Raw genomic sequence first — 23,463 nt, 5'->3', positions numbered from 1 at the left:
GACTCTTCACTCCTCACCTTTTAATCACCCACTATCGCAATGATTTTAAAAGATAAAATATCATGATGAACAGAGTGAGTAGTTAAACAGAAAAAAAGTTTTTTTATGACTGATACTGCTTAGCAAACTCAAATGGTGTTATATGCGCGTTTGCATTGGCATCTAAATAATCAGCCCACCATTGCACCATCAACCTCCGCTCTTCCAAATGTTCTGCTTTATGAATGTACGCAGCCCGGACACCGTTTCTTTCCTGATGGCTCATTTGTCTTTCCACAGCGTCACGAGACCATAGCCCTGACTCAACTAACGCACTACACGCCATCGCACGGAAACCATGCCCACATACTTCGGTTTTGGTGTCATAACCCATCCCACGTAAAGCGTTATTGATGGTGTTTTCACTCATGGGTTTAGTTGGATGATGATCTCCGGGGAAGACTAGGTCACTATGACCACTTAACATTCTGATCTCTTCGAGCAAGGCTATCGCCTGATGAGATAATGGTACTAAATGAGTTGTTCTCATTTTCGACCCGCGGTGGGAATGTTTCACACCTTCAATGGCCTCTCGCTCAGCAGGAATAGTCCAAAGTGCTTTCTTGAGATCAATCTCTTTCCAGCGTGCAAAACGTAACTCGCTGGAACGGATAAAAACATTGAGGCATAGTTGAAGAGCCAAACGCGTTAGCAAACGGCCTCTATGGCATTCAATCTTTTGGATAAAAGCAGGTAGTTTCTCAAGAAGTAAAGCCGGTCTGTGAGTCGCTTTTCTTGATGTAATAGCCCCAGCGAGATCCTGTGCTGGATTTCTTTCAATGAGGCCACTTTGTACGGCGTAGCGCATAATACCGCTGATACGTTGCTGTAAACGAGAAGCAACATCCAAGCGACCGCTCATTTCTACTTCACGCAGTGGAAGCAAGAGATCTCGAGTAGATAAATCTGCAATGTTTCTAGCGCCGATAGTTGGAAGAATATTGCGCTCTAAATCTCGCCATACTCTTTCTGCATGACCGCTAGACCATCGCTTATTGTTCGAGTGCCAGTCTTTTGCCACTTTCTCAAAAGTATTTAACGTTGCTTGCTCCTGCTCTCTCACCTCTTCTTTTTTTGCATTAGGGCTAATCCCTTCAGCTAACAAGAGGCGTATCTCATCACGTTTTTCACGGGCTTTTGCCAGGGATACAAGAGGATAAGCACCCAAAGCAACCCGGCTTTCTTTACCTTCAAAGCGGTACTTCAGATACCAGCGTTTAGAACCAGTTGGTTTAACTAAGAGATATAAGCCATGGGAGTCTGTGAGTTTGTATTCTTTTTCGCGGGGCTTTGCTGTGCGGGCTGCTACGTCTGTGATAGCCATAAATTGGGGGTCAATCCTTTATCGAACCGAGCTGACCACTATTCTGACCCCCATTAGCACTGGATGTCAACGGATGTCCTCGGACGAATCAAGACCAAAAAAAAGCCTTTCGGCTTTAATTTTAGTAACTTACGGACTATTACGGACGTATTCAAACATACTAATGGTGCCGAAGGCCGGACTCGAACCGGCACGTATTTCTACGGTTGATTTTGAATCAACTGCGTCTACCGATTTCGCCACTTCGGCACTGAAGGGGATGATGCGGAAACGTTGTGGATTATACCTGTCACGCGCCGCCTTGCAAGCGGCAGCGCGCTAAACCTGTGCTAAGTGTCGAAAAAACCAGCGTAACGCCTATTCCAGTTCCGAAACCGCGAGCCGAATCACGCCTGCGGCGTGGCTCTCGGGCAGTTTCAGCACCTTCGCCCACATCTCCTGCACCATATCGCAAGACACCTTCTCTTTACCCGCCGCTTTATCAGGGGTCTGCAACAGCTGGATATCCTCGCCGTATTTCGCGGCCAGCGCTTTCATGATTGGTCGCACATCGGCAACGGCCGTTTCACGCTCCTGCGGCGTCACGGTATGTTTATTCTTTCCATATGCGGCGCGCATCATGTCGGCGTCGGCCTGCATACGGCGCTGCATCATCGGTTTATCCAGCACCCGTAGCGGATTGATGCCGCCTTTCACATCAGGATAAAGAAAGCGGAAACAGGCATCGTCACTCACCTTCTGAATGGCAGCGGTCTGTTCCATATTCGCGCGCATGTAATCCACCACGTTGGCGTCCGGCGCGTTTTGCAGCCGCGACATCTGCAGGCGCAGGATTTGCGGCTGAATCACGTCAATAATGTGTTGCTCGGAGTCGCCCTCTTTTTGCATCGCCAGGATCTGGGCGCGAATTCGTTCCTGAAAAGCAGGGTCCTGCTCTTTCAGTACTTGCCACGCGGGCATGCTATTGAGTGTGGTATCAAGGCGATATTCAGGGGTGTGCTGCAGACGCTGTTTGTCGTAATAGACCCAGAAGGCCACTGCGGCGGCCAGTACAGCGACGGCAACAATAGGTTTCCACGTTCTTCTCATCTCGCATCCTTTTTGCAGTGACGGGTTACACCGGTACGCCGCTATGAAAGCGAAATTCATTGTCCGGTGTCGAGATAAGTGTGGCTTCTATTTCGCCAAAAATCTGTATCCGTGAAGAGATATCGTTGTCGCTTACCTGTTGGGCAAGTGTCAGATAGTCCTGATAATGACGCGCCTCAGAACGCAATAGCGACAAATAAAATTTTTGCAGGTCGTCATCCAGGCACGGCGCCAGCGCGGCGAAGCGTTCGCAAGAGCGTGCTTCTATATACGCTCCGCAGATCAGTTTATCGATAAGCGTCAGCGGTTCGTGAGTGCGCACCTCTTTCAACATGCCTTTGGCGTAGCGGCTGGCCGTGATTTTGACGTAGGGAATGCTGCGCGTCAGCATCGCCTCACGCACCTGCCAAAAATGATGCAGCTCTTCTTTTATTAACAGAACCATGCTGTCGATAAGCGCCTGCCCCCACGGGTCGTCGGTTTTTGGCATCACGCTTTTGCCAATCTGCTTATGCAGAGCAACAAAATCAGGTTCCGGCCCGTCGCGGAAGGTGAACGCTTCGTAGGGCTTGAGCCAGTCGAGCAACGCATCCGCACCCCTTTTATCGGCGACGTATTTACGCACCAGCAGGAGCGCAGTCTGCGCGGCCTTGAGTTCGCACACCATGTGGTCAGTAAGCAGCAGCGGTAAATTGGCAGGATCGCGGGCTTTATCAATCCACGCTTGCGGAGTAGGACACTGGAGGAAGTTCAGAACAGGAGAGAGAATCTGCGGGTAATCCATTGTGGTTCCTGATGCGGCAGCCGGAGCTGCCGCTATTAACACTTAGTGACGTACGCCGTCGTCGTCTTCGTCGATGCTATCTTCATCATCTTCGTCGTCGCCGTCCTCACCGTTAGGATCTTCGTAGTACGTTCCCCAGCCGTCGTATTCCACTTCGAATTTATCAGCCAGATCCATCAGCTGTTCTACCTGCGCGTCGATAAGTTCCGCTTTCAGCGCGCCTTCGCTCAGGATATCGCAGCAGATGACGGTTTCGCCCTCTTCCACTTCCAGCTCTTCTGGCTCGGTCACTTCGTAACCCATTTTGAACGCTTCTACCGCCAGCTTCTCCAGCGATTCAAAGTCATCTGCAGAGAAATGGTGCTCGATGGTGTACAGCGCGTCCGGATCGCTGCCGTCTTCCAGCAGCTCTTCAATGATCAGGCGCGTCTCTTCGCGTTGCTCTTCCAGCAGTTCTGGGTTTGCCATGGCTCGTTCCTCTTTAAAGTTCGGCAGATACTTCTATTTTCACACACGGATGTGTTTGCCTCCACCTAATGTAAGAAAGATTTGTGAAACAGGGTTGCAAATGAATATTCATACATATAAAGTGAATTTTAATTCAATAAGTGGCCTTTGCCATGTGAGGATAAAATGTCTGAACTGTATAAAAAACACTTCCTGAAACTGCTCGACTTTACCCCTGCACAAATCAATTCCCTGCTGTCGCTTGCCGCCCAACTTAAAGCCGACAAAAAAAATGGCATGGAAGTACAAAAGCTTACTGGCAAAAATATCGCGCTCATCTTCGAAAAAGACTCAACTCGCACACGATGCTCTTTCGAAGTTGCCGCATTTGACCAGGGCGCTCGCGTCACGTATCTCGGGCCGAGCGGCAGCCAGATTGGGCATAAAGAATCAATTAAAGATACTGCGCGCGTGCTTGGCCGCATGTATGACGGTATTCAGTATCGCGGTCACGGTCAGGACGTTGTCGAAACGCTGGCGCAATACGCGGGCGTGCCGGTGTGGAATGGCCTGACAAACGAGTTTCATCCCACGCAGCTGCTGGCAGATCTGCTGACCATGCAAGAGCATCTCCCTGGTAAATCGTTCAATGAGATGACGCTGGTGTATGCGGGCGATGCGCGCAACAACATGGGCAACTCGATGATGGAGGCGGCGGCGCTGGTGGGGTTGGATCTGCGTCTGGTCGCACCAAAAGCCTGCTGGCCGGAAGAGAGTCTGGTGGCGGAGTGCAGCGCACAGGCGTTGCAGAACGGCGGAAAAATCACGCTAACAGAAGATGTCGCGGCGGGCGTGAAAGGCGCAGATTTCATCTATACCGACGTGTGGGTGTCGATGGGCGAGCCAAAAGAGAAATGGGCGGAGCGTATCGCGCTGCTGCGCGGCTATCAGGTGAATAGCGAGATGATGGCGCTGACGGATAATCCGAACGTGAAATTTCTGCACTGTCTGCCCGCATTCCACGACGATCAAACTGCGCTCGGCAAGCAGATGGCAAAAGAGTTCGACCTGCATGGCGGCATGGAAGTGACGGACGACGTGTTCGAATCCGCAGCCAGCATCGTTTTTGATCAGGCGGAAAACCGCATGCATACCATCAAAGCCGTTATGGTTGCGACGCTGGGAGAGTAGTCCTCTGCGGTTGTCTGCCTTCATCTTTTCCCTCTCCTACAGGGAGAGGGGATTAACACTTAAACGACAACCTTTCGTTGTCGTTTTGCTTTAATTTGTTACCAGCATCTTCACGACGACTTTACGCACCTGCGCAGGCGCACCCACGGCGCACAGCGGCTTGTGAACTTCTCCCGGATAGAACACCACAAAATCACCTTCATTTAATACGACGGTTTTTTCCTGCTCGCCTTCTGGCAGAAACGCAATGTCCTTGTCTGCCAGCCAGTCAGTGTCCGGCGTACCGTGCGGCAGGGTACTGAAGGTCATCCCTTCCTGGCCTTTCAACACGATCTGGATATCCAGATAACGCGCGTGATACTCCGCGCGACGCTCTGCAAACGACTGGGTCATATCTTCAGAGACCAGGTAAAACAGATTGTTACCGTCGATATCATGCTTACCTGGCGTTGTCGCGTCGGTGACATGCGCTTTGACGTGTTCAATAGCCTGACGCAGCTCATCCGGCAGCCAGGACTGTAAGTTGTGAATATTACCCACGATCATGATTTAACCCTCAATATAAAACAATGTTTCATTTTAATCTTTTATACGAGAATTCCCACTGCCATACCACCCCTTTTTGCGTCATCCTTGCGACAGCGCATGTTTATCGGGAAATGTGTTAAGCCGCTGTTAATGCACTTCCCACATTTATGCAGGGATTATGCATAACATGAGCGTGACGTCATTTCGGTAAGCTTCTAATCCATTGATTAATATTATGTAATCTTAAAACCCACTTCTAGTTCACACTTTACTACTTTGAAAGTTTGCTCTAAAAATAAATAATTATTTAGTGATTCCCGTTAAGTTTGTAATAGTTAATGCGACTTTTTGCATACCTATTCCGCTCGATAATATTAACCAAATAAAATCAACAACATATAATATATTCAATATTTTCAATAACCAACAAAATAATAACAAACACACATAACGAGTGTTAATAACGCTTAGCCATTCATCTTAAGATAATGACTAACTAATCATTATCTGATGCGAATCATGCAATAGAAAACAAACCTCTTATTACCCGATCCGGCGTGAGCAGCATCACATTCTATAATTTCAAGCCGCCTACTATAAGCCGTGAAAACAATTGAGCTTAGAGGGCTATGAAATAAACCCAGATTCATAGCACAGCCCTTTTTATTCTGAAAAAACAGTTAAAGGAATAATCATGGAAAAGCATTACGTCGGTTCTGAAATCGGTCAATTGCGTAGCGTTATGCTGCATCGCCCAAATTTAAGTCTGAAACGCTTAACGCCGTCGAATTGTCAGGAACTCTTATTCGATGACGTATTATCCGTTGAGCGGGCGGGTGAAGAGCATGATATTTTCGCAAACACGCTGCGCGATCAGGGTGTGGAAGTCCTGCTGTTAACCGACTTGCTCACCCAAACGCTTGATATTGCAGATGCCAAAGCCTGGCTGCTGGATACCCAAATCTCTGATTATCGCCTCGGGCCCACCTTTGCCAATGACGTTCGCGGCTGGCTTGCGGATATGCCGCATCGCGAACTGGCGCGTCGTTTAAGCGGCGGATTGACCTACGGCGAAATTCCGGCCTTTATTAAAAATATGGTTGTTGATACCCACACGGCTAATGATTTTATTATGAAGCCGTTGCCCAACCATTTATTTACCCGCGATACATCGTGCTGGATTTATAACGGCGTTTCTATTAACCCGATGGCAAAACCGGCCCGCCAGCGTGAAACGAATAACCTGCGCGCAATATATCGCTGGCATCCTGATTTCGCCGATGGCGATTTCATTAAGTATTTCGGCGATGAAAATATTAATTACGATCACGCCACCCTGGAAGGCGGCGACGTATTAGTGATTGGTCGCGGCGCGGTATTAATTGGCCTGTCGGAACGAACCACGCCGCAGGGCGTTGAATTCCTGGCGCAAAGCCTGTTTACGCATCGCCAGGCAGAACGCGTGGTTGTCGTTGAGCTGCCAAAACACCGCTCCTGTATGCATCTCGACACCGTCATGACCCACATTGATGTCGACACATTCTCCGTTTATCCAGAAGTGGTGCGCAAAGAAGCCCAGTGCTGGACCCTCACGCCCGATGGGCGCGGCGGCCTGCTGCGTACGCAGGAAACCGATCTGCTGCACGCCATCGAAAAAGCCCTCGGTATCAATCAGGTACGCCTGATCACTACCGGCGGCGACGCGTTTGAAGCCGAACGTGAACAGTGGAACGACGCTAACAACGTCCTAACCATCCGCCCCGGCGTGGTGATTGGCTACGAGCGCAACATCTGGACCAACGAAAAATACGACAAAGCGGGCATTACCGTGCTGCCAATCCCGGGCGACGAGCTGGGACGCGGTCGCGGCGGCGCGCGCTGCATGAGCTGTCCATTGGAACGAGACGGAATTTAAGGGAGTCAGCATGGAAAGAAAACCCACTCTGGTCGTGGCATTAGGCGGCAACGCACTGTTGAAACGCGGTGAGCCGCTCGAAGCCGATATCCAGCGCCAAAATATTGAGCTTGCCGCCCGTACCATTGCCGGTCTGACGGAACAGTGGCGCGTGGTGCTGGTGCACGGCAACGGGCCGCAGGTCGGGCTGCTGGCTTTACAGAACAGCGCCTACACCAACGTCGCACCCTATCCGCTCGACATTCTCGGGGCCGAAAGCCAGGGAATGATTGGCTACATGCTCCAGCAAGCGCTCAAAAATAACCTGCCGCAGCGTGAAGTGAGCGTCCTGCTTACTCAGGTAGAAGTGGACCCCGCCGATCCTGCATTTCGCAATCCGACGAAATACATCGGCCCGGTGTATAGCGAGGAACAAGCCAGCGCGTTAGGCGCTGAAAAAGGTTGGGAATTTAAGGCTGACGGGACGTACTTCCGTCGCGTAGTGCCTTCTCCGCAGCCCAAACGGATCGTCGAAAAAGAGGCCATTACGGCGCTGATTGCGCGCGATCACCTGGTGATTTGTAACGGCGGTGGCGGCGTGCCGGTGGTGGAAAACGCCAACGGCTACCACGGCATCGAAGCGGTGATCGACAAAGATCTCTCCGCCGCGCTATTGGCTCGCCAGATTGAGGCCGATGCGCTGTTGATCCTGACGGACGCCGATGCGGTGTATCTCGACTGGGGCAAACCGACACAGCGCCCTCTGGCGCAGGTGACGCCGGAGGTGCTCAGAAATATGCATTTCGACGCCGGTTCGATGGGGCCCAAAGTCGCCGCCTGCCGTGAGTTTGTCGAGACGTGCAGAGGCATCGCCGGAATCGGTGCACTGGCCGACGGCGCGGCGATTCTGGCCGGGGATAAAGGCACGTTGATTTGCCACTGAGGCACATTTTCCCCTCACCCTAACCCTCTCCCACAGGGAGAGGGAATTAACTCCCTATGTCTACATGGCAGTGTGAGTGAGGACGTTTTCTCCCTCCCACTCAGTGAGAGAAGCCGTTTTCTCCCTCTCCCTGTGGGAGAGGGCCGGGGTGAGGGCATCAAACCGCACACATTTAAAAAGGATCCACCCATGACCATTAACCTGAAAAATCGCAATTTCCTTAAGCTGCTGGACTACACCCCGGCAGAAATTCAGTACCTGATCGATCTCGCCATCGAACTGAAAGCCGCAAAAAAAGCGGGTCGCGAAAAGCAAACCTTAAAGGGCAAAAACATCGCGCTGATCTTCGAAAAAACCTCCACTCGCACCCACTGCGCATTTGAAGTGGGCGCATTCGATCAGGGCGCACAGGTAACCTATCTCGGCCCAAGCGGCTCGCAGATTGGGCATAAAGAGTCGATGAAAGACACCGCCCGCGTGCTGGGCCGGATGTATGACGGCATCGAATATCGCGGCTACGGCCAGCAAATTGTCGAAGAGCTGGGTGAATTTGCAGGCGTACCGGTCTGGAACGGGCTGACCGATGAGTTCCACCCGACGCAAATCCTCGCCGACCTGATGACCATGCTGGAACACGCGCCAGGCAAAACGCTGCCGGAGCTGAGCTTTGCGTACCTCGGTGACGCACGCAACAACATGGGCAATTCGCTGATGGTCGGCGCAGCAAAAATGGGCATGGATATCCGTCTGGTCGCGCCGAAATCGTTCTGGCCAGAAGCCGGGCTGGTTGAGCAGTGCCGCGCTATCGCCAAACAAACTGGCGCGCGCATCACCTTGACCGACGACGTCAATGAAGGCGTTCACGGCGCAGATTTCCTCTATACCGACGTCTGGGTGTCGATGGGCGAGCCGAAAGAAGCCTGGGCTGAGCGCGTCAGCCTGATGAAGCCCTATCAGATCAACACCGCGGTACTGAAAGCGACCGGCAATCCGAACGTGAAGTTCATGCACTGCCTGCCGGCCTTCCATAACGAGCACACCAAAATGGGTCGCGAAATCGAAATGGCCTACGGTCTGAAAGGGCTGGAAGTGACGGAAGAGGTGTTCGAATCCGCGAACTCTATCGTCTTCGACGAAGCTGAAAACCGCATGCACACCATTAAAGCGGTCATGGTGGCGACACTCGGCGACTAATCACCGCCCGGCGCGGCCTGAGGTTGCGCCGGGGCAAGGAGAACATCATGGGCAAGTTCAAATTTCCTTCCGCTTACACCATTCTCTTTTTCCTTATTGCCGTTGTGGCCGCACTGAGCTGGGTTATTCCGGCTGGTCAGTATCAGATGGCGATGAACACCGCGCTTGGCAAAGAAGTCCCTGTAGCCGGAACCTACGCGCACGTCGCGGCGCATCCGCAGGGGATCGTTTCGGTGCTGATGGCCCCGATTGCCGGGCTGTACGATCCGGTTTCCGGTCAGGCGGGCGCGATCGACGTGGCACTGTTTATCCTGATCATCGGCGGATTTCTGGGGATCGTCACCAAAACCGGGGCGATTGACGCAGGGATCGAACGCGTCACCACGCGGTTACGCGGGCATGAAGAGTGGATGATCCCGATCCTAATGGCGCTGTTCGCCGCGGGCGGGACGATCTACGGCATGGCCGAAGAGTCGCTGCCGTTCTACACGCTGTTAGTGCCGGTGATGCTGGCGGCCCGTTTCGATCCGGTTGTCGCCGCCTCCACCATTTTGCTCGGCGCAGGCATCGGTACGCTCGGCTCGACCATCAACCCCTTCGCCACGGTAATCGCCGCCAACGCGGCGGGCATTCCTTTCACCAACGGGATCGCTTTGCGCGTCGCGCTGCTGGTGATCGGCTGGCTCATCTGCGTGGCGTGGGTGATGCGCTACGCTCGTAGAGTGCGCCAGGATCCGTCCCTGTCGATCGTCGCCGACAAACTGGAAGAGAACCGCAACCATTTCCTGGGCAACAAAAGCGAGCAGTCGCTGGAATTCACCCCAGTGCGCAAAGTGATTCTGGTGATTTTCGCCCTCGCCTTCGCGGTGATGATTTACGGCGTGGCGGTGCTGGGGTGGTGGATGGCGGAGATTTCCGCCGTGTTCCTCGCCAGCGCGATTATTGTTGGTCTGATTGCCCGCATGAGTGAGGAAGAGCTGACCTCAACATTTATCAACGGGGCGCGGGATTTGCTGGGCGTCGCGCTGATTATCGGCATCGCACGCGGTATCGTAGTCATTATGGATAAGGGCATGATTACGCACACGATTTTGCACAGTGCTGAAGGACTGGTCACCGGATTGTCATCGGTGGCGTTCATCAACGTGATGTACTGGCTGGAAGTCGTACTGTCGTTTCTTGTGCCTTCTTCCTCCGGCCTGGCCGTTCTGACGATGCCGATCATGGCGCCGCTCGCCGATTTCGCTAACGTCAACCGCGACCTGGTCGTGACCGCGTACCAGTCCGCATCCGGCATCGTCAATCTGGTCACGCCGACGTCTGCCGTCGTGATGGGTGGCCTTGCCATCGCCCGCGTACCTTACGTGCGCTACCTGAAATGGGTTGCGCCACTGCTCGGCATTCTGACGGTAGTGATCATGGCGGCGTTAAGCCTGGGTGCGTTGTTGTAATTTGCCGGATGGCGCTGTGCTTATCCGGACCCCGGTTCGGTGCGGCGCCACCGGACATTTTTGGCCATCAAATGGGATTAGATATGACGGAATACGGAGATTACTCCCCAAAAGAACAGCTTCAGCTCAGGGTTTGCCAGAGCCTGATCAGCGAAAAAAGTTACCTTTCCCAGGAAGAAATACGCCGCGATTTGCAGGAGCGCGGGTTTGACAGCATCAGCCAGTCGAGCGTTTCCCGGCTGCTGAAGTTGCTTGGCGTCATAAAAATTCGCAATGCTAAAGGCCAAAAGATTTATTCCATGAATCCGCAGCTGCGCCCTGCTCCCGACGCGGCGCGTTCGATCGCCGAAATGGTGGTCAGCGTGGAGCACAATAGCGAGTTTATCCTTATCCACACGGTGGCCGGATATGGCCGCGCCGTGGCGCGAATTCTGGATTATCACCAGTTACCGGAAATTTTAGGCGTGGTGGCCGGGAGCAGTATCGTCTGGGTTGCGCCCCGCGTGGTGAAGCGCACGCCGCTGGTGCACAAGCAAATTAATTATTTACTCAGAACGCATTAATATTCATATAGAACCGTTTGCGATGAGTAAAGTGTGCATTAATCGCTTGATCAGAACATCGAGCTGAGTATAATCGCCGACAATTTGCCGGGAGGAAGCCATGCTCAAGCGTGTTCGACATCATGTCTTACCGCGTCTGAAAACAGACGCTGGCCTGCCGTTTTTCTTCCCGTTGCTCCCCCTATTCCCAGAGCCCCTCATTTGAGGGGCTTTTTTTTGCCCGGCGTCAGGAGATAAACATGAATCCGCTTTATCAAAAACACATCATTTCCATCAATGACCTCAGCCGCGAAGAGCTGGAACTGGTTCTCGATACCGCGGCAAAACTGAAGGCCAACCCACAGCCCGAGTTGCTGAAGCATAAAGTGATTGCCAGCTGTTTCTTCGAGGCGTCGACGCGCACCCGTCTGTCGTTTGAAACCTCCATGCACCGTCTGGGTGCCAGCGTCGTGGGCTTCTCTGACAGCAGCAACACGTCGCTGGGCAAAAAAGGCGAAACGCTGGCGGACACCATTTCGGTTATCAGCACTTACGTGGACGCGATTGTAATGCGCCACCCGCAAGAAGGCGCAGCGCGTCTGGCGACAGAGTTTTCCGGGGGCATTCCGATTCTGAATGCGGGTGACGGCGCGAATCAGCACCCGACGCAAACCCTGCTGGATTTGTTCACCATTCAGGAAACCCAGGGGCAGCTTGAGAACCTGAATATCGCGATGGTCGGCGATCTGAAATATGGCCGCACCGTCCACTCGCTGGCACAGGCGCTGGCGAAGTTTAACGGCAACCGCTTCTACTTCATCGCCCCGGCCGCGCTGGCGATGCCGCAGTACATTCTCGATATGCTCGATGAAAAAGGCATCACCTGGAGCCAGCACGCCAGCATCGAAGAGGTGATGGGTGAAGTGGATATTCTGTATATGACTCGCGTGCAGAAAGAGCGCCTGGACCCGTCCGAATATGCCAACGTGAAGGCGCAATTTGTCCTGCGCGCCAGCGATCTTGAAGGCGCGCGCAACAACATGAAAGTGTTGCATCCGCTGCCGCGCATCGACGAGATCGCCACCGACGTGGACAAGACGCCGCACGCCTGGTATTTCCAGCAGGCTGGCAACGGTATTTTTGCTCGCCAGGCGCTGCTGGCGCTGGTTTTGAATCGCGAATTAACACTGTAGAGGGACAGGAAAATGACACACGATAACAAACTCCAGGTAGAAGCCATCAAGCGTGGCACGGTGATTGACCATATCCCTGCGCAAATCGGCTTTAAGCTACTGACCCTGTTCAAGCTGACCGAAACCGATCAACGCATCACCATCGGTCTGAACCTGCCATCCGGCGAAATGGGTCGCAAGGATTTGATCAAAATCGAGAACACGTTCCTGACCGACGAGCAGGTGAACCAGCTGTCCCTGTATGCGCCGGATGCGACCGTTAACCGCATCGACGATTACGAAGTGGTGGGGAAATCTCGCCCGAATTTACCAGAACGTATCAACACTGTTCTGGTTTGCCCGAACAGCAACTGCATCAGCCACGCTGAGCCGGTTTCATCCAGCTTTGCAGTCAAAAAGCGCGAGAAAGACATCGCACTCAAATGCAAATACTGTGAAAAAGAGTTTTCTCATTACGTGGTGCTGGCTAACTAATTGAGGCCTTCTGCTACCCGAAATCATTCGCACTGCATTTAGGCGGCAAGTCCGAATATCCCCAAGAGCAGAGAAAACTCTGTGACCGGGGTAGGAGGACGCGGCCAACGATGAGGCAGCGTGAAGGATGAAGTGTATAATGGATGGGAATTTTTTAACGCTGTTATCCTGGAGAAATCATGACAAAAGTACTTGCGACGGAAAATGCACCAGCGGCTATCGGCCCATACGTTCAGGGCGTTGATCTGGGCAGCATGATCATCACTTCCGGTCAGATCCCGGTGAATCCAAAAACCGGTGAAGTACCGGATGACGTTTCCGCTCAGGCGCGTCAGTCGCTGGAAAATGTAAAAGCGATCGTGGAATCCGCGGGCCTGAAAGTGGGCGATATCGTGAAAACCACGGTGTTTGTGAAAGATCTAAACGATTTTGCGACCGTTAACGCCACTTACGAAGCGTTCTTCACTGAGCACAATGCGACCTTCCCGGCGCGTTCTTGCGTGGAAGTGGCGCGTCTGCCGAAAGATGTGAAGATTGAGATTGAGGCGATTGCGGTTCGTCGTTAATCGGTTTGCCCTCTCCACTGCGGAGGGGGCTGTTTCTGGTACTCCCCTTCCCTGCAACTTTTTCATTCCACTCAACTTTTCTTTGAAACATCTTCGCTTTCCGCGTGGGTAAATCGTTCAGGCATAACAACGATCATTCCATGCATCGCGATAGATGATATTTCCTTCTGTGTATTTCCAGATGATGGCGGTATAGCGTAGTTCGAGTGTTTCCAGATGCGTGCTGCTTAATCCGTTAGGGGCAAGATATGGCGAAACCGTCGTGATTTTGACATCTTCCAGGACAATATTGAAATACTCGGATTCCACGCCTGATTCCAGAATGCGGTACATCCTGATGGTCGCTTTCTTCATGGTTCGGCCTTCGCACACCGCGCGATAAAGAAGGGGCGTAGTTTGGTCGAATTCTTTCACTATTGTGATAGGGCGATGCACTCGCGTACCTGTCAATTTTCCCCAACTCGGATCAACCGGAATGGTTACGCCGTGAGAAAAAGATTTTAATTCGATTGAGCCTAAGCGCGTTGGCATCAGGCAGCTTCCAATGACAGGGCTGCCATTTTCATCTTCAAGCCATAAATAAGCTGGGGTAGACATACGATTTCCTTATCTCTAGAGTTTAAATAGCCTAAGTAGTACTGTATTTAATTTTTCGTTATCAAAGAAAAAAAACCATCACAATGAAAAATATAGGTACAGGCCACAATGGTCCATCAGGGAGTATCTGAAAAAAGATAACTGCAAACAAAAGTGTTAATACAGAAGGGCCATAATATGAAACTAATGTTCTAAATATTCGCCTAAAAATCCTTTTAATCAGATCCATCATGCTTACCTAACCATCCTGGTGATGATGTTTGCAATATCACCATCCGATGCCCATTGTGCTTCAAACGCCTCCGCACGTTCAAACAATGGCTCTATTAAGAAATACATCATTTCCAGTTCTTGAGTATACAGCGCAGAGTAATAAGCAGGATAGATATAGTGAAGACGATTTGCGCCATCTGCTGCTTTCTGGACGATGCCATAAAGACTAGCCCCAACAAAAATCTTTGTAGATCTGCCTCCTACTAATGCACTCATATAAAGACTTAGATTCATGCCAGCTGCAACAGATGCCGCTACTGCCAAAGCAAAACCTGCTTTTGTCAGTGAACTGGCAGCAATGTGGACATTCACAGACATGAGTATTTGTTTTATGTGCTCAAGGTGATCGGATGTTTTGTTTTTAAATATTTCTTCGAAATAAATTTTAAGCATGTCGTATACAACATCGCTATGCTCTAAAAGATGATAAACTCCTTTGGCAAATCGAATGTCCTCTGTTTTTTGTTTCTGACAAACATCCTGATACTCATCAGTAAAGCAGGACGTGTAATAAAGCATGCGTTGCGCGCCACTCCCTATCATTTCAATCTGATTGGATACCGCCTTTCCAACGCCTGTAAATGCCTGATCGAGCTTTAATGCGAGTATTTTATTGGCCTGCAAATACCTAATGACTTCACTGTCGTAATACATAGCCGCCCCTGGTCGATTTGCGTTAAGTATTTAAATACTACCCCCTCCTTACTGTTCAAAAATGTGCGATTGGTTACGTATTTTGAATTTATTTGCATACTACAAAAAAACTGAATATCCAGTACGGCGTGAAGATTAGGTAACAAGCAGGATTCCCCGCAGTTCTGCAAAATTTCATCTCTGTTTAATTCTCTCTGAATCGCCCTCGCATTTCCTGTGTTTCTCCCATATTTCTGAGTACTGTTTTTTATCCAAGGAGTATTATTGGTTTTACGCGATGGGATGTTTATTCAGAATTGCCTAAACGGGTCCTGAGAGATCGGCGGATAATGATCGTTTTCCCAAGGTGGCTCGCAAATCTGCCGCGAGCAGTGGGGCTGTCTCGAAGGCATGAGCGTAGTGAGTATCAATAAACAACGCGTGCAGGAATGGCTGAAAACGTTTCCGGTGTGCTGAATGACACCGGAAATACCCCGAAGATCCGCAGGACGGTATGATCGGTAATGACGAAGTGGTTCCCGGCTTAAAGGCCGGGAATTATGCTGGGATTGAAATATTCCAGGGACTGTTATGAGCGAGAAGCGGACTTTACTTACATCCACTTTCACAAATAAGCAAAACAAATGCTTTATTTTGAAGCAATAAGAAGATTTTTATTTACTGAGATCAATTTTACAAATACCACCCAGTTCTAAATCTTTTTTAACCATTGGCAATAAATCCGGAATGGCATTTATTGATTGTTGTATGTAATTTCTTCCATCATTTACATCTCCTTTCGCACATAATATTTTAGCAGCATTAATGGCCATGTATTTTCTTACTTTATCATTATCACTGCCAATCCTAAGCGCAATGGAAATACTATTCATTGCATCAGTATAATTTCCTGCTCTAAATTGTGCATAAGCTTTTTGATTCCACAAAGAAGCATCTACGGGTGTCATTTGAGTTGCCTGGGAGAATGACTCTGCTGCCTCCAGAAATTTTTTATTTTGCAAATAGTTGAATCCAAGACTCTTGTAATGCTCAATGCTGTAAGTCGGCTTATCTTGGCTATCTACTGATTGATTATTGTTTTTTGATAAGCAGTTTGTTTGAACCTTTGCAATCATGATATTTTTCTTTTCTGATGAAGAATAGTAAGCATCAGCATAAGATTTTATTTTTCCAATTGATAACTCTCCATCTTTTTGGCATTCTTCATAGCTTGTTCTTAAAAAATCAATATCAAGTTTCTGTGAATTCAAACCTTGCTCTGCACTTTTTATGAATAACTCTTTATTTTGAATAGAGAGAATACTTTGCGCGTTTTGTCTCTCGAAAGCAAGTCTTTCATCGTTTTGACTTTTTGTTATCAAAATATTTGCTATTCCCATTGGGAGAGTTGCAATAAAAACCATTATTAATTCAGTTATCTTGATTTTATTTTCAGTATTCAATGTCGACATTTATTTATCATCCAAGTCTAGATTTAAATTATAAATGTTATCGGCAATAGAGTAATTTTCTTTATTTTTAAACCCATTGATGGTGTTAAGTGTATATATTTAGGTGGCATATGTAATGTCCGCTCCTGGCACTGAGCGGACAGTCCAATCGGCTGCCTGGTACGCTATGAGCGAGGAACATAAGTAACAAATGTGATGGTCCTCAAAAAACCGTATCTGCATATATGCTGAATTTAACCAAAAACATGCATAGCTTCCAACTGCTCGGTTTTCATTTCATTGCAAGAGGATAGAAAATTATCCTTAAAATTTGGCGGGGGAGATCTTAGTTGCTGCACTGCCTCTTTATTTACCTCTAACTCCCGTAATTGTGCAATAGTGCTTCTACGAATCGATGAGAGAAAAAAATCGCCTGCGTTTTTTTATGACTCTCCAGATAATTAGTTAGTATTTTAGACGATGTTTGAATTGCTTTTTCCTCAGAAAAACCCAAAGCAAAGCGAGAATAAATGACATTATATTGGTACAGACATGCTGCTTCAGCTATTTGTTTAGCTTGCTCTTTAGGGGAGGGCTGACTTGCCCACGACTGAGAACTGATAATAAATATAAGCAGTAACAATCGTATTTTCATGTGTAGAATCCATATCCATTGGGAATACATTATGTAAACCTAACTAGCGTGACTTTGCAACATCCGCTCCTGCCACAAACCCGACCTAAACTTTAATTATGGTCATTTAAAAATCCTTTTTGCCCAACAGCTATATCATTCGTTTAATTCGCAGCCGTCAAATAGGGCATCGGTGCTGAGTCCCCGCTGAAATCGGTGAACCGGAGGCCGGGGGGCCTCGCAGCCCCCCTGTCACCTTCACAGGTTATCAAGCCATTTTATTCTGCTGAACATCAGGCGATCGGAACCCGCTGCGATGCTTGACTGGCTGCTACAAGCCCAAACCTCATCACTGATTCCGCGTCGCCCTTAACAGCGTCTCAACCGGATAAACCGCTGCAATCACCACTTCATCGTGAATCTCCGCAGCTTTATCCAGCTCTTTCTGGATAGAGGCGATCTCCTTATCATCCAGCGTGCCCTGCCGCGCCACCAGGTCGGTCAATCGCAGGCCAATCGATGCCAGTTTATCCACCTCCTGAATAATTGGCGTGATGGCTTTGAGCTGATAGTTATTTTCGCTCAGCGCCTGCGCATCGCTGGTATTGCTTTGCCAGCGGGTAAATACGTGGCGCAGCGCCTCGGCGCTTTCGCTGTCTTCCGCATCGCTGACCAGGCGTTCGGCCCATTTGTTCATCTGGCGCACGGTGTTGCTCTCCGCGCTCAGCGCGTCGGCGTAGCGGTTCAGTGGCTCGAACTGATGATAATTTCCGGCCTGGAATTTAAGATGCTGCCGGGTGTAATACTGCGCCGGCTCCAGCGCCTGCGAGAGAATCTGCAACGGCAGCGTCTCGGTCGTATTCGCCAGACGCGTGAAATACGCCTGCTGCTGGCTGTGCTGCTGAAGGCCGACCGATACCGTCGTCCAGCTGTCCATCGCCTGCAAACGGCCGTACATGTTGTCGACATCCTTCACGTCCTGCGCGGACCATAGACGCTCCGCCACCGCAAACGCGCGCGGCCACAGCTTGATATCCAGCACCGGCGCAACCACGTTTTCCGCCCACAGCGCCGCTTCGCCGCCCATCAGATTCGCCTGCTGATTGGCATCCGGCACCACCGGTGGCGTGCCTTTTGGTATGTCATCCAGACGCGCGCCGGAAATGGGATAGCGGGCGTTACCCACCAGGAAATAGCCCGTCAGCTTATCGTTTGCGACGTTCACCACCGGACGCGTTTCGCCCATCCAGGTATCAACGGTGAAGGTCACCTGATTATCATCACGCCACGCAATATCATTCACCGCGCGCCGGGATTTACCGTTGAAATCAATAAATCCGCGCCAGCCAGAAACGGCTTTCACCAGCGTAAAGCTGCCCTCCACCGGCTTGCCTTTCAGGCGCGGCATGGTGAACGTCCAGCTCTGCGCGCTGTCGTTATCGCCAATGATATCCACGCCGTTTAAGCCCTGCGGCACGATTTCATTGCGATAGTGATAGGCCGTGCTTTGCGGCTGATCGAGATAAAAACCAGTTGAGAGAATCCCTTTGTAGCCCTGCTTTGCCACTTCGCCCAGCGCGTCCTGCCCCTGCCAGGACTGGATCAGAATGCTTTTTGGCAGATCCGGATGGTAAATCTCATCCCAGCCGACCATCTGGCGGTGATTTTTCTCAAGGATCGTTTCCAGCTTGCGGTTGAAATACGCCTGCAAAGCGTGGCTGTCGGCAAGCTTGTTGTCGCGCATAAATTGCTGGATGACTTTGTTTTCTTTCCACTGCGTGTCGTCAACTTCATCGCCGCCGATATGCAGATACGGATCGGGGAAGATCGCCGCCAGTTCGCTGACAATCGCCTCGGCGAAGGCATAAGTCGCCTCTTTTGTCGGATCGAGAACCGGTTTCAACACGCCCCAGTGACGCTCCATCGCATAGGGTCCTGGCGCGCTCATGAGTTCCGGATAGGCCACGGCAATCGCCGACGCGTGACCGGGCATGTCGATTTCCGGCACTACGCGCACGCCGCGCGCGGTGGCGTAGCGCACGATGTCACGCATCTGCTCCGGCGTGTAAAACAGTCCGTCGCTGGCCAGTTGGGTCAGTTTTGGATAGCGTTTTGAGGTAAATCGCCAACCCTGATCGTCGGTCAAATGCCAGTGCAGCACGTTCAGCTTGGCGGCCGCCATACCGTCAATCTGACGTTTGATATCCTCAAGCGGAATGAAATGACGCGCGGAGTCGAGTAATAGCCCGCGCCACGGGAAGCGCGGGGCATCGTCAATCTTCACCCACGGCAGCGAAGTATTTTCCGCGCCGTTTTGAATCAGCTGGAGCAGCGTTTCCATCGCCCGCAGCGCACCAAAGCGGGTGTTGGCCGCGATATTGACGCCGTTGGCGTCGACGGTGAGCGTATAACTTTCATCGCTGTCGGGCAGGGGTTGCGGGGTCACTTTTTTAGCGATCGCGATGCGAATGGTGGGTTTATCCGGATTCACGGCCTGCGGCTGAAGCGTCCAGCCGGTTTGCAGCGCGATGCGCTGGCGCAGACGATCCACGGCATCACCGAGATCGTCGCCGCTCACGCTGACAGAAAGTGTATCGTTCAGAATCAGTGCGCCTTGCGTGGAAGGTCGCTCAACGCTGGCAGGCCACGGCATGAGGGGCAAATCGCCTGCGGGTGCCGCAAGTGCAGAAGAGCCGAGCAAAAGCCCGGCAGTCAGGAGGCTGTAGCGCAACATCATGTTCCTTATCAAATTTGACGGGCCAAATAAGAGCAAAACATTTTGTTAACATGTGGATAAATTGTCGTCAAGGAGAGAGGGCGACGGGGATCACAGGTTGTTAAATTTGGGAGGAACGCCATCCGATGGGTAGCGGCGACGTGTTGTAGGGTCTGATGCCCTCACCCCGGCCCTCTCCCACAGGGAGAGGGGGAAATAGCCCCGCGCGATTCCATCGACCACGGCATAGAGGGAAACAGCACCGAGCAATTCCCTCAACCACGGGCAGAAGTCAAAACAGCCCCGCGCGATTCTCTCCACCACAAGCATAGAGGGGAAAAGCCCCGTACGATCCCGTCGACCACGGGCATAGAGGGAAACAGCCCCGAGCGGTTCTCTCTACCACAAGCAGAGGGAAAAAAGCCCCGTACGATCCCATCAACCACGGGCATAGAGGGAAACAGCCCCGCGCGATTCTCTCCACCACAAGCAGAGGGGGAAAAGCCCCGTACGATCCCGTCGACCACGGGTATAGAGGGAAACAGCCCCGCGCGATTTCCTCGACCACGCGTAGAGAGGGAAAACAAGCCCGTGCGATAACCCTCTCCCCGTGAGAGAGGGTTAAAGTGAGAGAAAAGCGTCTTACTGCCAGCCATAGCGACGGGCATAGAATCCTTTCACCATCTGCGTCAGCACCATGTACCCCGCCAGAATCGCCACCAGCCATGGGAAATAGCTCAATGGCAGCGCTTGCAGGCTCAGGTAGCTTGCCAGCGGTGAGAACGGCAGCGCGATGCCCATCACCATCACCAGCAGGGTCATGATGATCAGCGGCCATGCGGCGCGGCTCTGAATGAACGGGATACGGCGCGTGCGGATCATATGCACAATCAGCGTTTGCGACAGCAACCCGACCACGAACCAGCCGGACTGGAACAGGGTCTGATGTTCCGGCGTGTTGGCGTGGAACACAAACCACATCAGGCAGAAGGTCAAAATATCAAAGATCGAGCTGATCGGGCCAAAGAACAGCATGAAGCGGCCCAGATCGGCGGGGTTCCAACGCTGCGGCTTTTTAATCTGCTCTTCATCCACGTTATCAAACGGGATCGCCACCTGGGAGACGTCATACATCAGATTCTGGATCAGCAGATGCAGCGGGAGCATCGGCAGGAACGGCAGAAACGCGCTTGCCACCAGTACGCTGAAGACGTTACCGAAGTTTGAACTGGCGGTCATTTTGATGTATTTCAGCATATTGGCGAAGGTACGACGCCCTTCAATCACGCCCTGCTCCAGCACCATCAGGCTCTTTTCCAGCAGGATGATATCGGCCGCTTCCCGCGCGATATCCACCGCGCCGTCCACGGAAATCCCAATATCCGCCGCCCGCAGCGCAGGCGCATCGTTAATGCCATCGCCCATAAAGCCCACCACGTGCCCTTCGCGACGCAGCAGCGTGACAATGCGCTCTTTGTGCATCGGCGTCAGGCGCGCGAATAGCGTGGTCTGTTTTGCCAGCGCCGCCAGTTCATCATCGGAGAGCGTTTCGATATCGCTGCCCGTGACCACGTCGCCGGCATCCAGCCCGACGTCATGACACACTTTTGCGGCCACCAGCTCGCTGTCACCGGTCAGGATTTTGACGGTAATGCCGGAGGCGCTAAGCGCTTTCAGCGCCGGTGCGGTCGTCTCTTTCGGCGGATCGAGGAATGCGATGTAACCTTCGAGGATCAAATCGGATTCGTCGATACGCTGATAGTCGCCAACGCGTGCAGGCAGGAATTTACTGGCAACCGCCACCACGCGCAGCCCCTGACGGTTGAGATTGTCCGTCACGCGTTTGATGCGGCGCAGCATGGTGTCGTCCAGCGGCACGATTTCGCCGTTATGACGCACTTGAGCCGACACGTTCAGGATCTCCTGGAGCGCCCCTTTGCAAATCAGCTGATGTACATCCGCCTGTTCGCTCACCACCACAGACATGCGGCGGCGCTCAAAGTCGAACGGGATCTCATCCACTTTTTGCCAGCGCGTCGACAGCGTGCGGGCCGAATCCTCGTCCACCCCTTCCAGCACCGCGACATCCAGCAGATTTTTCAGGCCGGTTTGATAATGGCTGTTCAGCCAGGCAGTGTGCAGCACGCGCTCGCTCACCTTACCGGCGATATCCGTGTGGTTCTCGAGCACAATTTTATCCTGCGTCAGCGTCCCGGTTTTATCAGTACACAGGATGTCCATCGCACCAAAGTTCTGGATAGCGTCGAGATGTTTCACGATCACTTTTTGCTTAGACAGTTTGACCGCCCCGCGCGCCAGCGTGGAGGTAACGATCATCGGCAGCATTTCCGGCGTTAGACCCACCGCGACGGAAAGCGCAAACAGCGCGGCTTCCCACCAGTCGCCTTTGGTGTAGCCGTTGATCAGCAGCACAATCGGGGTCATCACCATCATAAAGCGGATCAGCAGCATGCTGACGCGACCGATGCCTTTCTGGAACGCGTTCGGCTCGCTCTCCTGCTGGCTGACGCGCCCCGCCAGTTGACCAAACCAGGTGTTACCGCCAGTCGCGATCACAATGGCCTGCGCCGTGCCGCTCACCACCGTGGTTCCCATAAAGCACAGGGTATCGCTTTCAAGCGGGTTGGTTTGCTGCGGGTCACGGCTGCGCGCCACTTTCTCGACCGGCAGCGATTCACCGGTCAGCGAGGCCTGCGCGACAAACAGATCGCGCGCCTTAACGATGCGCAAATCGGCCGGGATCATGTCGCCTGCGGCGAGTTTAATAACGTCGCCCACGACCAGCTGATCGATAGGCAATTCAAGCCAGGCGCTTTCGCCTTTCTCGTTGATTACACGCTGCACGGTGGCGGTGTTGCTGACCATCGCTTTCAGAGCGTCTGCCGCACGGGTAGAACGCGCTTCCTGAATGAAATTCAGCAGCGTAGAAATGGCAACCATCAGCGCGATGACCCCCGCAGCGAACAGATCTTCTGTGGCATACGAAACGATAGCCAGTGCGGTCAGCAGCAGGTTAAACGGGTTGCGATAGCACAGCCACAGGTGGACGAACCACGGCGACGGCTTTTGCGCCGGGATCTGGTTGTCGCCATGTTTGGCGCGTGTTTTTTCGACTTCCGCAGCGTTCAGCCCTTCCGGATGGCCGCCAAACGCACGCCAGACTTCATTCTCATCCATCGCGGCGGCTTTCAGGCAGTGTTCCGTCAGCGTCGGTGGAATGACGGTTCCCGCCACGTGTTTGGTATCAGGCAGAAGATCGCGCTGAATGAGACGGCGCGGCAAGTGGCGGCCAAACAACGCGTGTAGCTGCCGGGTGATATTTTTCAGCATAACAATTCCCCCGCATCCGCAAAGGCGGACGCAGTTTTTCCCTCAGGCGTGGCAGTGCCGTACCTGAAGGGCACTTAACTTTTTCAAAGCAGAGATTTTTTTCCTAACTCATTCAACTTGCATGACAACAATGCCCAGGCATTATTGAA

23 protein-coding genes, 1 tRNA gene and 1 pseudogene are annotated in these 23,463 nt (G+C 51.9%); 12 read left to right on the top strand and 13 right to left on the bottom strand.

Going from position 1 to position 23,463, the window contains the following annotated elements; all coding sequences use genetic code 11:
- Window positions 1-103: 103 nt before the first annotated feature.
- The 5 genes from I6L74_RS11050 to rraB form a co-directional block, all read right to left on the bottom strand.
- Window positions 104-1,363 (bottom strand): tyrosine-type recombinase/integrase, encoded by a 1,260-nt coding sequence (locus I6L74_RS11050; RefSeq protein WP_059180011.1) that lies wholly within the window; start codon window positions 1,361-1,363, stop codon window positions 104-106.
- 164 nt (window positions 1,364-1,527) lie between these two features.
- Window positions 1,528-1,612, bottom strand: a tRNA-Leu gene (locus tag I6L74_RS11045).
- Between the two features lie 108 nt (window positions 1,613-1,720).
- On the bottom strand, window positions 1,721-2,452 hold the full coding sequence (locus I6L74_RS11040; RefSeq protein ID WP_059180010.1) for a hypothetical protein: 732 nt from the start codon (window positions 2,450-2,452) through the stop codon (window positions 1,721-1,723).
- Between the two features lie 25 nt (window positions 2,453-2,477).
- Complete coding sequence (gene miaE, locus I6L74_RS11035; RefSeq protein WP_059180009.1) at window positions 2,478-3,236, bottom strand: tRNA isopentenyl-2-thiomethyl-A-37 hydroxylase MiaE; 759 nt, start codon at window positions 3,234-3,236, stop codon at window positions 2,478-2,480.
- A gap of 42 nt (window positions 3,237-3,278) precedes the next feature.
- Window positions 3,279-3,704: a ribonuclease E inhibitor RraB gene (gene rraB / locus I6L74_RS11030; protein WP_012015873.1), complete on the bottom strand. Its 426-nt coding sequence runs from the start codon at window positions 3,702-3,704 to the stop codon at window positions 3,279-3,281.
- On the opposite strand from rraB, the gene argL reads away from it, so the two are divergent.
- Together argL and argF (I6L74_RS11025) are read left to right on the top strand one after the other, a co-directional pair.
- Window positions 3,604-3,900: a putative translational regulatory protein ArgL gene (gene argL / locus I6L74_RS21700; protein ID WP_410199990.1), complete on the top strand. Its 297-nt coding sequence runs from the start codon at window positions 3,604-3,606 to the stop codon at window positions 3,898-3,900. The two genes, rraB and argL, sit on opposite strands and share 101 nt — an antisense overlap.
- Window positions 3,870-4,874 (top strand): ornithine carbamoyltransferase, encoded by a 1,005-nt coding sequence (gene argF, locus I6L74_RS11025; RefSeq protein WP_059180008.1) that lies wholly within the window; start codon window positions 3,870-3,872, stop codon window positions 4,872-4,874. The genes argL and argF (I6L74_RS11025) overlap by 31 nt, the downstream gene beginning before the upstream one ends.
- A 90-nt stretch (window positions 4,875-4,964) precedes the next feature.
- Here the strand turns inward: argF (I6L74_RS11025) and I6L74_RS11020 are convergent, their stop codons facing one another.
- Window positions 4,965-5,420 (bottom strand): YhcH/YjgK/YiaL family protein, encoded by a 456-nt coding sequence (locus I6L74_RS11020; RefSeq protein WP_059180007.1) that lies wholly within the window; start codon window positions 5,418-5,420, stop codon window positions 4,965-4,967.
- Window positions 5,421-6,096: 676 nt separating this feature from the next.
- Here I6L74_RS11020 and arcA point away from each other — a divergent pair.
- The 5 genes from arcA (at window position 6,097) to I6L74_RS10995 (ending at window position 11,447) form a co-directional block, all read left to right on the top strand.
- Window positions 6,097-7,317 (top strand): arginine deiminase, encoded by a 1,221-nt coding sequence (gene arcA, locus I6L74_RS11015; RefSeq protein WP_059180006.1) that lies wholly within the window; start codon window positions 6,097-6,099, stop codon window positions 7,315-7,317.
- A 10-nt stretch (window positions 7,318-7,327) separates the two neighbouring features.
- Window positions 7,328-8,239, top strand: coding sequence for a carbamate kinase (gene arcC, locus I6L74_RS11010; RefSeq protein WP_059180005.1), 912 nt, complete (start codon window positions 7,328-7,330; stop codon window positions 8,237-8,239).
- Window positions 8,240-8,428: 189 nt separating this feature from the next.
- On the top strand, window positions 8,429-9,433 hold the full coding sequence (gene argF, locus I6L74_RS11005) for an ornithine carbamoyltransferase (protein WP_059180004.1): 1,005 nt from the start codon (window positions 8,429-8,431) through the stop codon (window positions 9,431-9,433).
- 47 nt (window positions 9,434-9,480) lie between these two features.
- Window positions 9,481-10,884 (top strand): YfcC family protein, encoded by a 1,404-nt coding sequence (locus tag I6L74_RS11000; protein ID WP_059180003.1) that lies wholly within the window; start codon window positions 9,481-9,483, stop codon window positions 10,882-10,884.
- An 83-nt stretch (window positions 10,885-10,967) separates the two neighbouring features.
- Window positions 10,968-11,447 (top strand): arginine repressor, encoded by a 480-nt coding sequence (locus I6L74_RS10995; RefSeq protein WP_059180002.1) that lies wholly within the window; start codon window positions 10,968-10,970, stop codon window positions 11,445-11,447.
- Window positions 11,448-11,450: 3 nt separating this feature from the next.
- Here the strand turns inward: I6L74_RS10995 and I6L74_RS10990 are convergent, their stop codons facing one another.
- Window positions 11,451-11,549, bottom strand: a complete 99-nt coding sequence (locus I6L74_RS10990) for a hypothetical protein (protein WP_234593629.1) — start codon at window positions 11,547-11,549, stop codon at window positions 11,451-11,453.
- Between I6L74_RS10990 and I6L74_RS10985 the strand changes: the two genes are divergently transcribed.
- From I6L74_RS10985 to ridA, 4 genes are all read left to right on the top strand, one after another.
- Window positions 11,548-11,652, top strand: a complete 105-nt coding sequence (locus tag I6L74_RS10985) for a pyrBI operon leader peptide (protein ID WP_072241926.1) — start codon at window positions 11,548-11,550, stop codon at window positions 11,650-11,652. The two genes, I6L74_RS10990 and I6L74_RS10985, sit on opposite strands and share 2 nt — an antisense overlap.
- Before the next feature lie 34 nt (window positions 11,653-11,686).
- Window positions 11,687-12,619, top strand: a complete 933-nt coding sequence (pyrB, locus tag I6L74_RS10980) for an aspartate carbamoyltransferase (RefSeq protein WP_059180001.1) — start codon at window positions 11,687-11,689, stop codon at window positions 12,617-12,619.
- Window positions 12,620-12,631: 12 nt separating this feature from the next.
- A complete protein-coding gene (gene pyrI, locus I6L74_RS10975) occupies window positions 12,632-13,093 on the top strand; it encodes an aspartate carbamoyltransferase regulatory subunit (protein WP_059180000.1) in 462 nt (153 codons plus the stop codon).
- Window positions 13,094-13,272: 179 nt separating this feature from the next.
- Window positions 13,273-13,659, top strand: coding sequence for a 2-iminobutanoate/2-iminopropanoate deaminase (ridA, locus tag I6L74_RS10970; protein WP_059179999.1), 387 nt, complete (start codon window positions 13,273-13,275; stop codon window positions 13,657-13,659).
- A gap of 117 nt (window positions 13,660-13,776) precedes the next feature.
- Here ridA and I6L74_RS10965 read toward each other — a convergent pair whose 3' ends face one another.
- Both I6L74_RS10965 and I6L74_RS10960 read right to left on the bottom strand, forming a co-directional pair.
- Window positions 13,777-14,256 (bottom strand): Hcp family type VI secretion system effector, encoded by a 480-nt coding sequence (locus I6L74_RS10965; RefSeq protein WP_059179998.1) that lies wholly within the window; start codon window positions 14,254-14,256, stop codon window positions 13,777-13,779.
- A 234-nt stretch (window positions 14,257-14,490) separates the two neighbouring features.
- Complete coding sequence (locus tag I6L74_RS10960; RefSeq protein WP_059179997.1) at window positions 14,491-15,183, bottom strand: hypothetical protein; 693 nt, start codon at window positions 15,181-15,183, stop codon at window positions 14,491-14,493.
- A 354-nt stretch (window positions 15,184-15,537) separates the two neighbouring features.
- Here I6L74_RS10960 and I6L74_RS21695 point away from each other — a divergent pair.
- Window positions 15,538-15,680, top strand: a pseudogene (locus I6L74_RS21695) (SymE family type I addiction module toxin); the annotation flags it as partial.
- Between the two features lie 156 nt (window positions 15,681-15,836).
- Here I6L74_RS21695 and I6L74_RS10955 read toward each other — a convergent pair.
- The 4 genes from I6L74_RS10955 to mgtA form a co-directional block, all read right to left on the bottom strand.
- Entirely contained in the window at window positions 15,837-16,634 is a 798-nt protein-coding gene (locus I6L74_RS10955; RefSeq protein ID WP_059179996.1) for a tetratricopeptide repeat protein, read from the bottom strand.
- A gap of 355 nt (window positions 16,635-16,989) precedes the next feature.
- Window positions 16,990-17,268: a hypothetical protein gene (locus I6L74_RS10950; RefSeq protein ID WP_243398823.1), complete on the bottom strand. Its 279-nt coding sequence runs from the start codon at window positions 17,266-17,268 to the stop codon at window positions 16,990-16,992.
- Window positions 17,269-17,596: 328 nt separating this feature from the next.
- Entirely contained in the window at window positions 17,597-19,981 is a 2,385-nt protein-coding gene (locus I6L74_RS10945) for a beta-N-acetylhexosaminidase (protein WP_059179995.1), read from the bottom strand.
- Window positions 19,982-20,605: 624 nt separating this feature from the next.
- Window positions 20,606-23,314: a magnesium-translocating P-type ATPase gene (gene mgtA / locus I6L74_RS10940; protein WP_059179994.1), complete on the bottom strand. Its 2,709-nt coding sequence runs from the start codon at window positions 23,312-23,314 to the stop codon at window positions 20,606-20,608.
- Window positions 23,315-23,463 lie beyond the last annotated feature (149 nt).

The sequence above is a fragment of the Lelliottia amnigena genome, from assembly GCF_019047465.1.
In the GTDB taxonomy this organism is placed as follows: Bacteria; Pseudomonadota; Gammaproteobacteria; order Enterobacterales; family Enterobacteriaceae; genus Enterobacter; species Enterobacter amnigenus.
The sequence above is the reverse complement of the archived record's forward strand: the minus strand, read 5'-3'. Positions and strand labels throughout refer to the sequence as shown.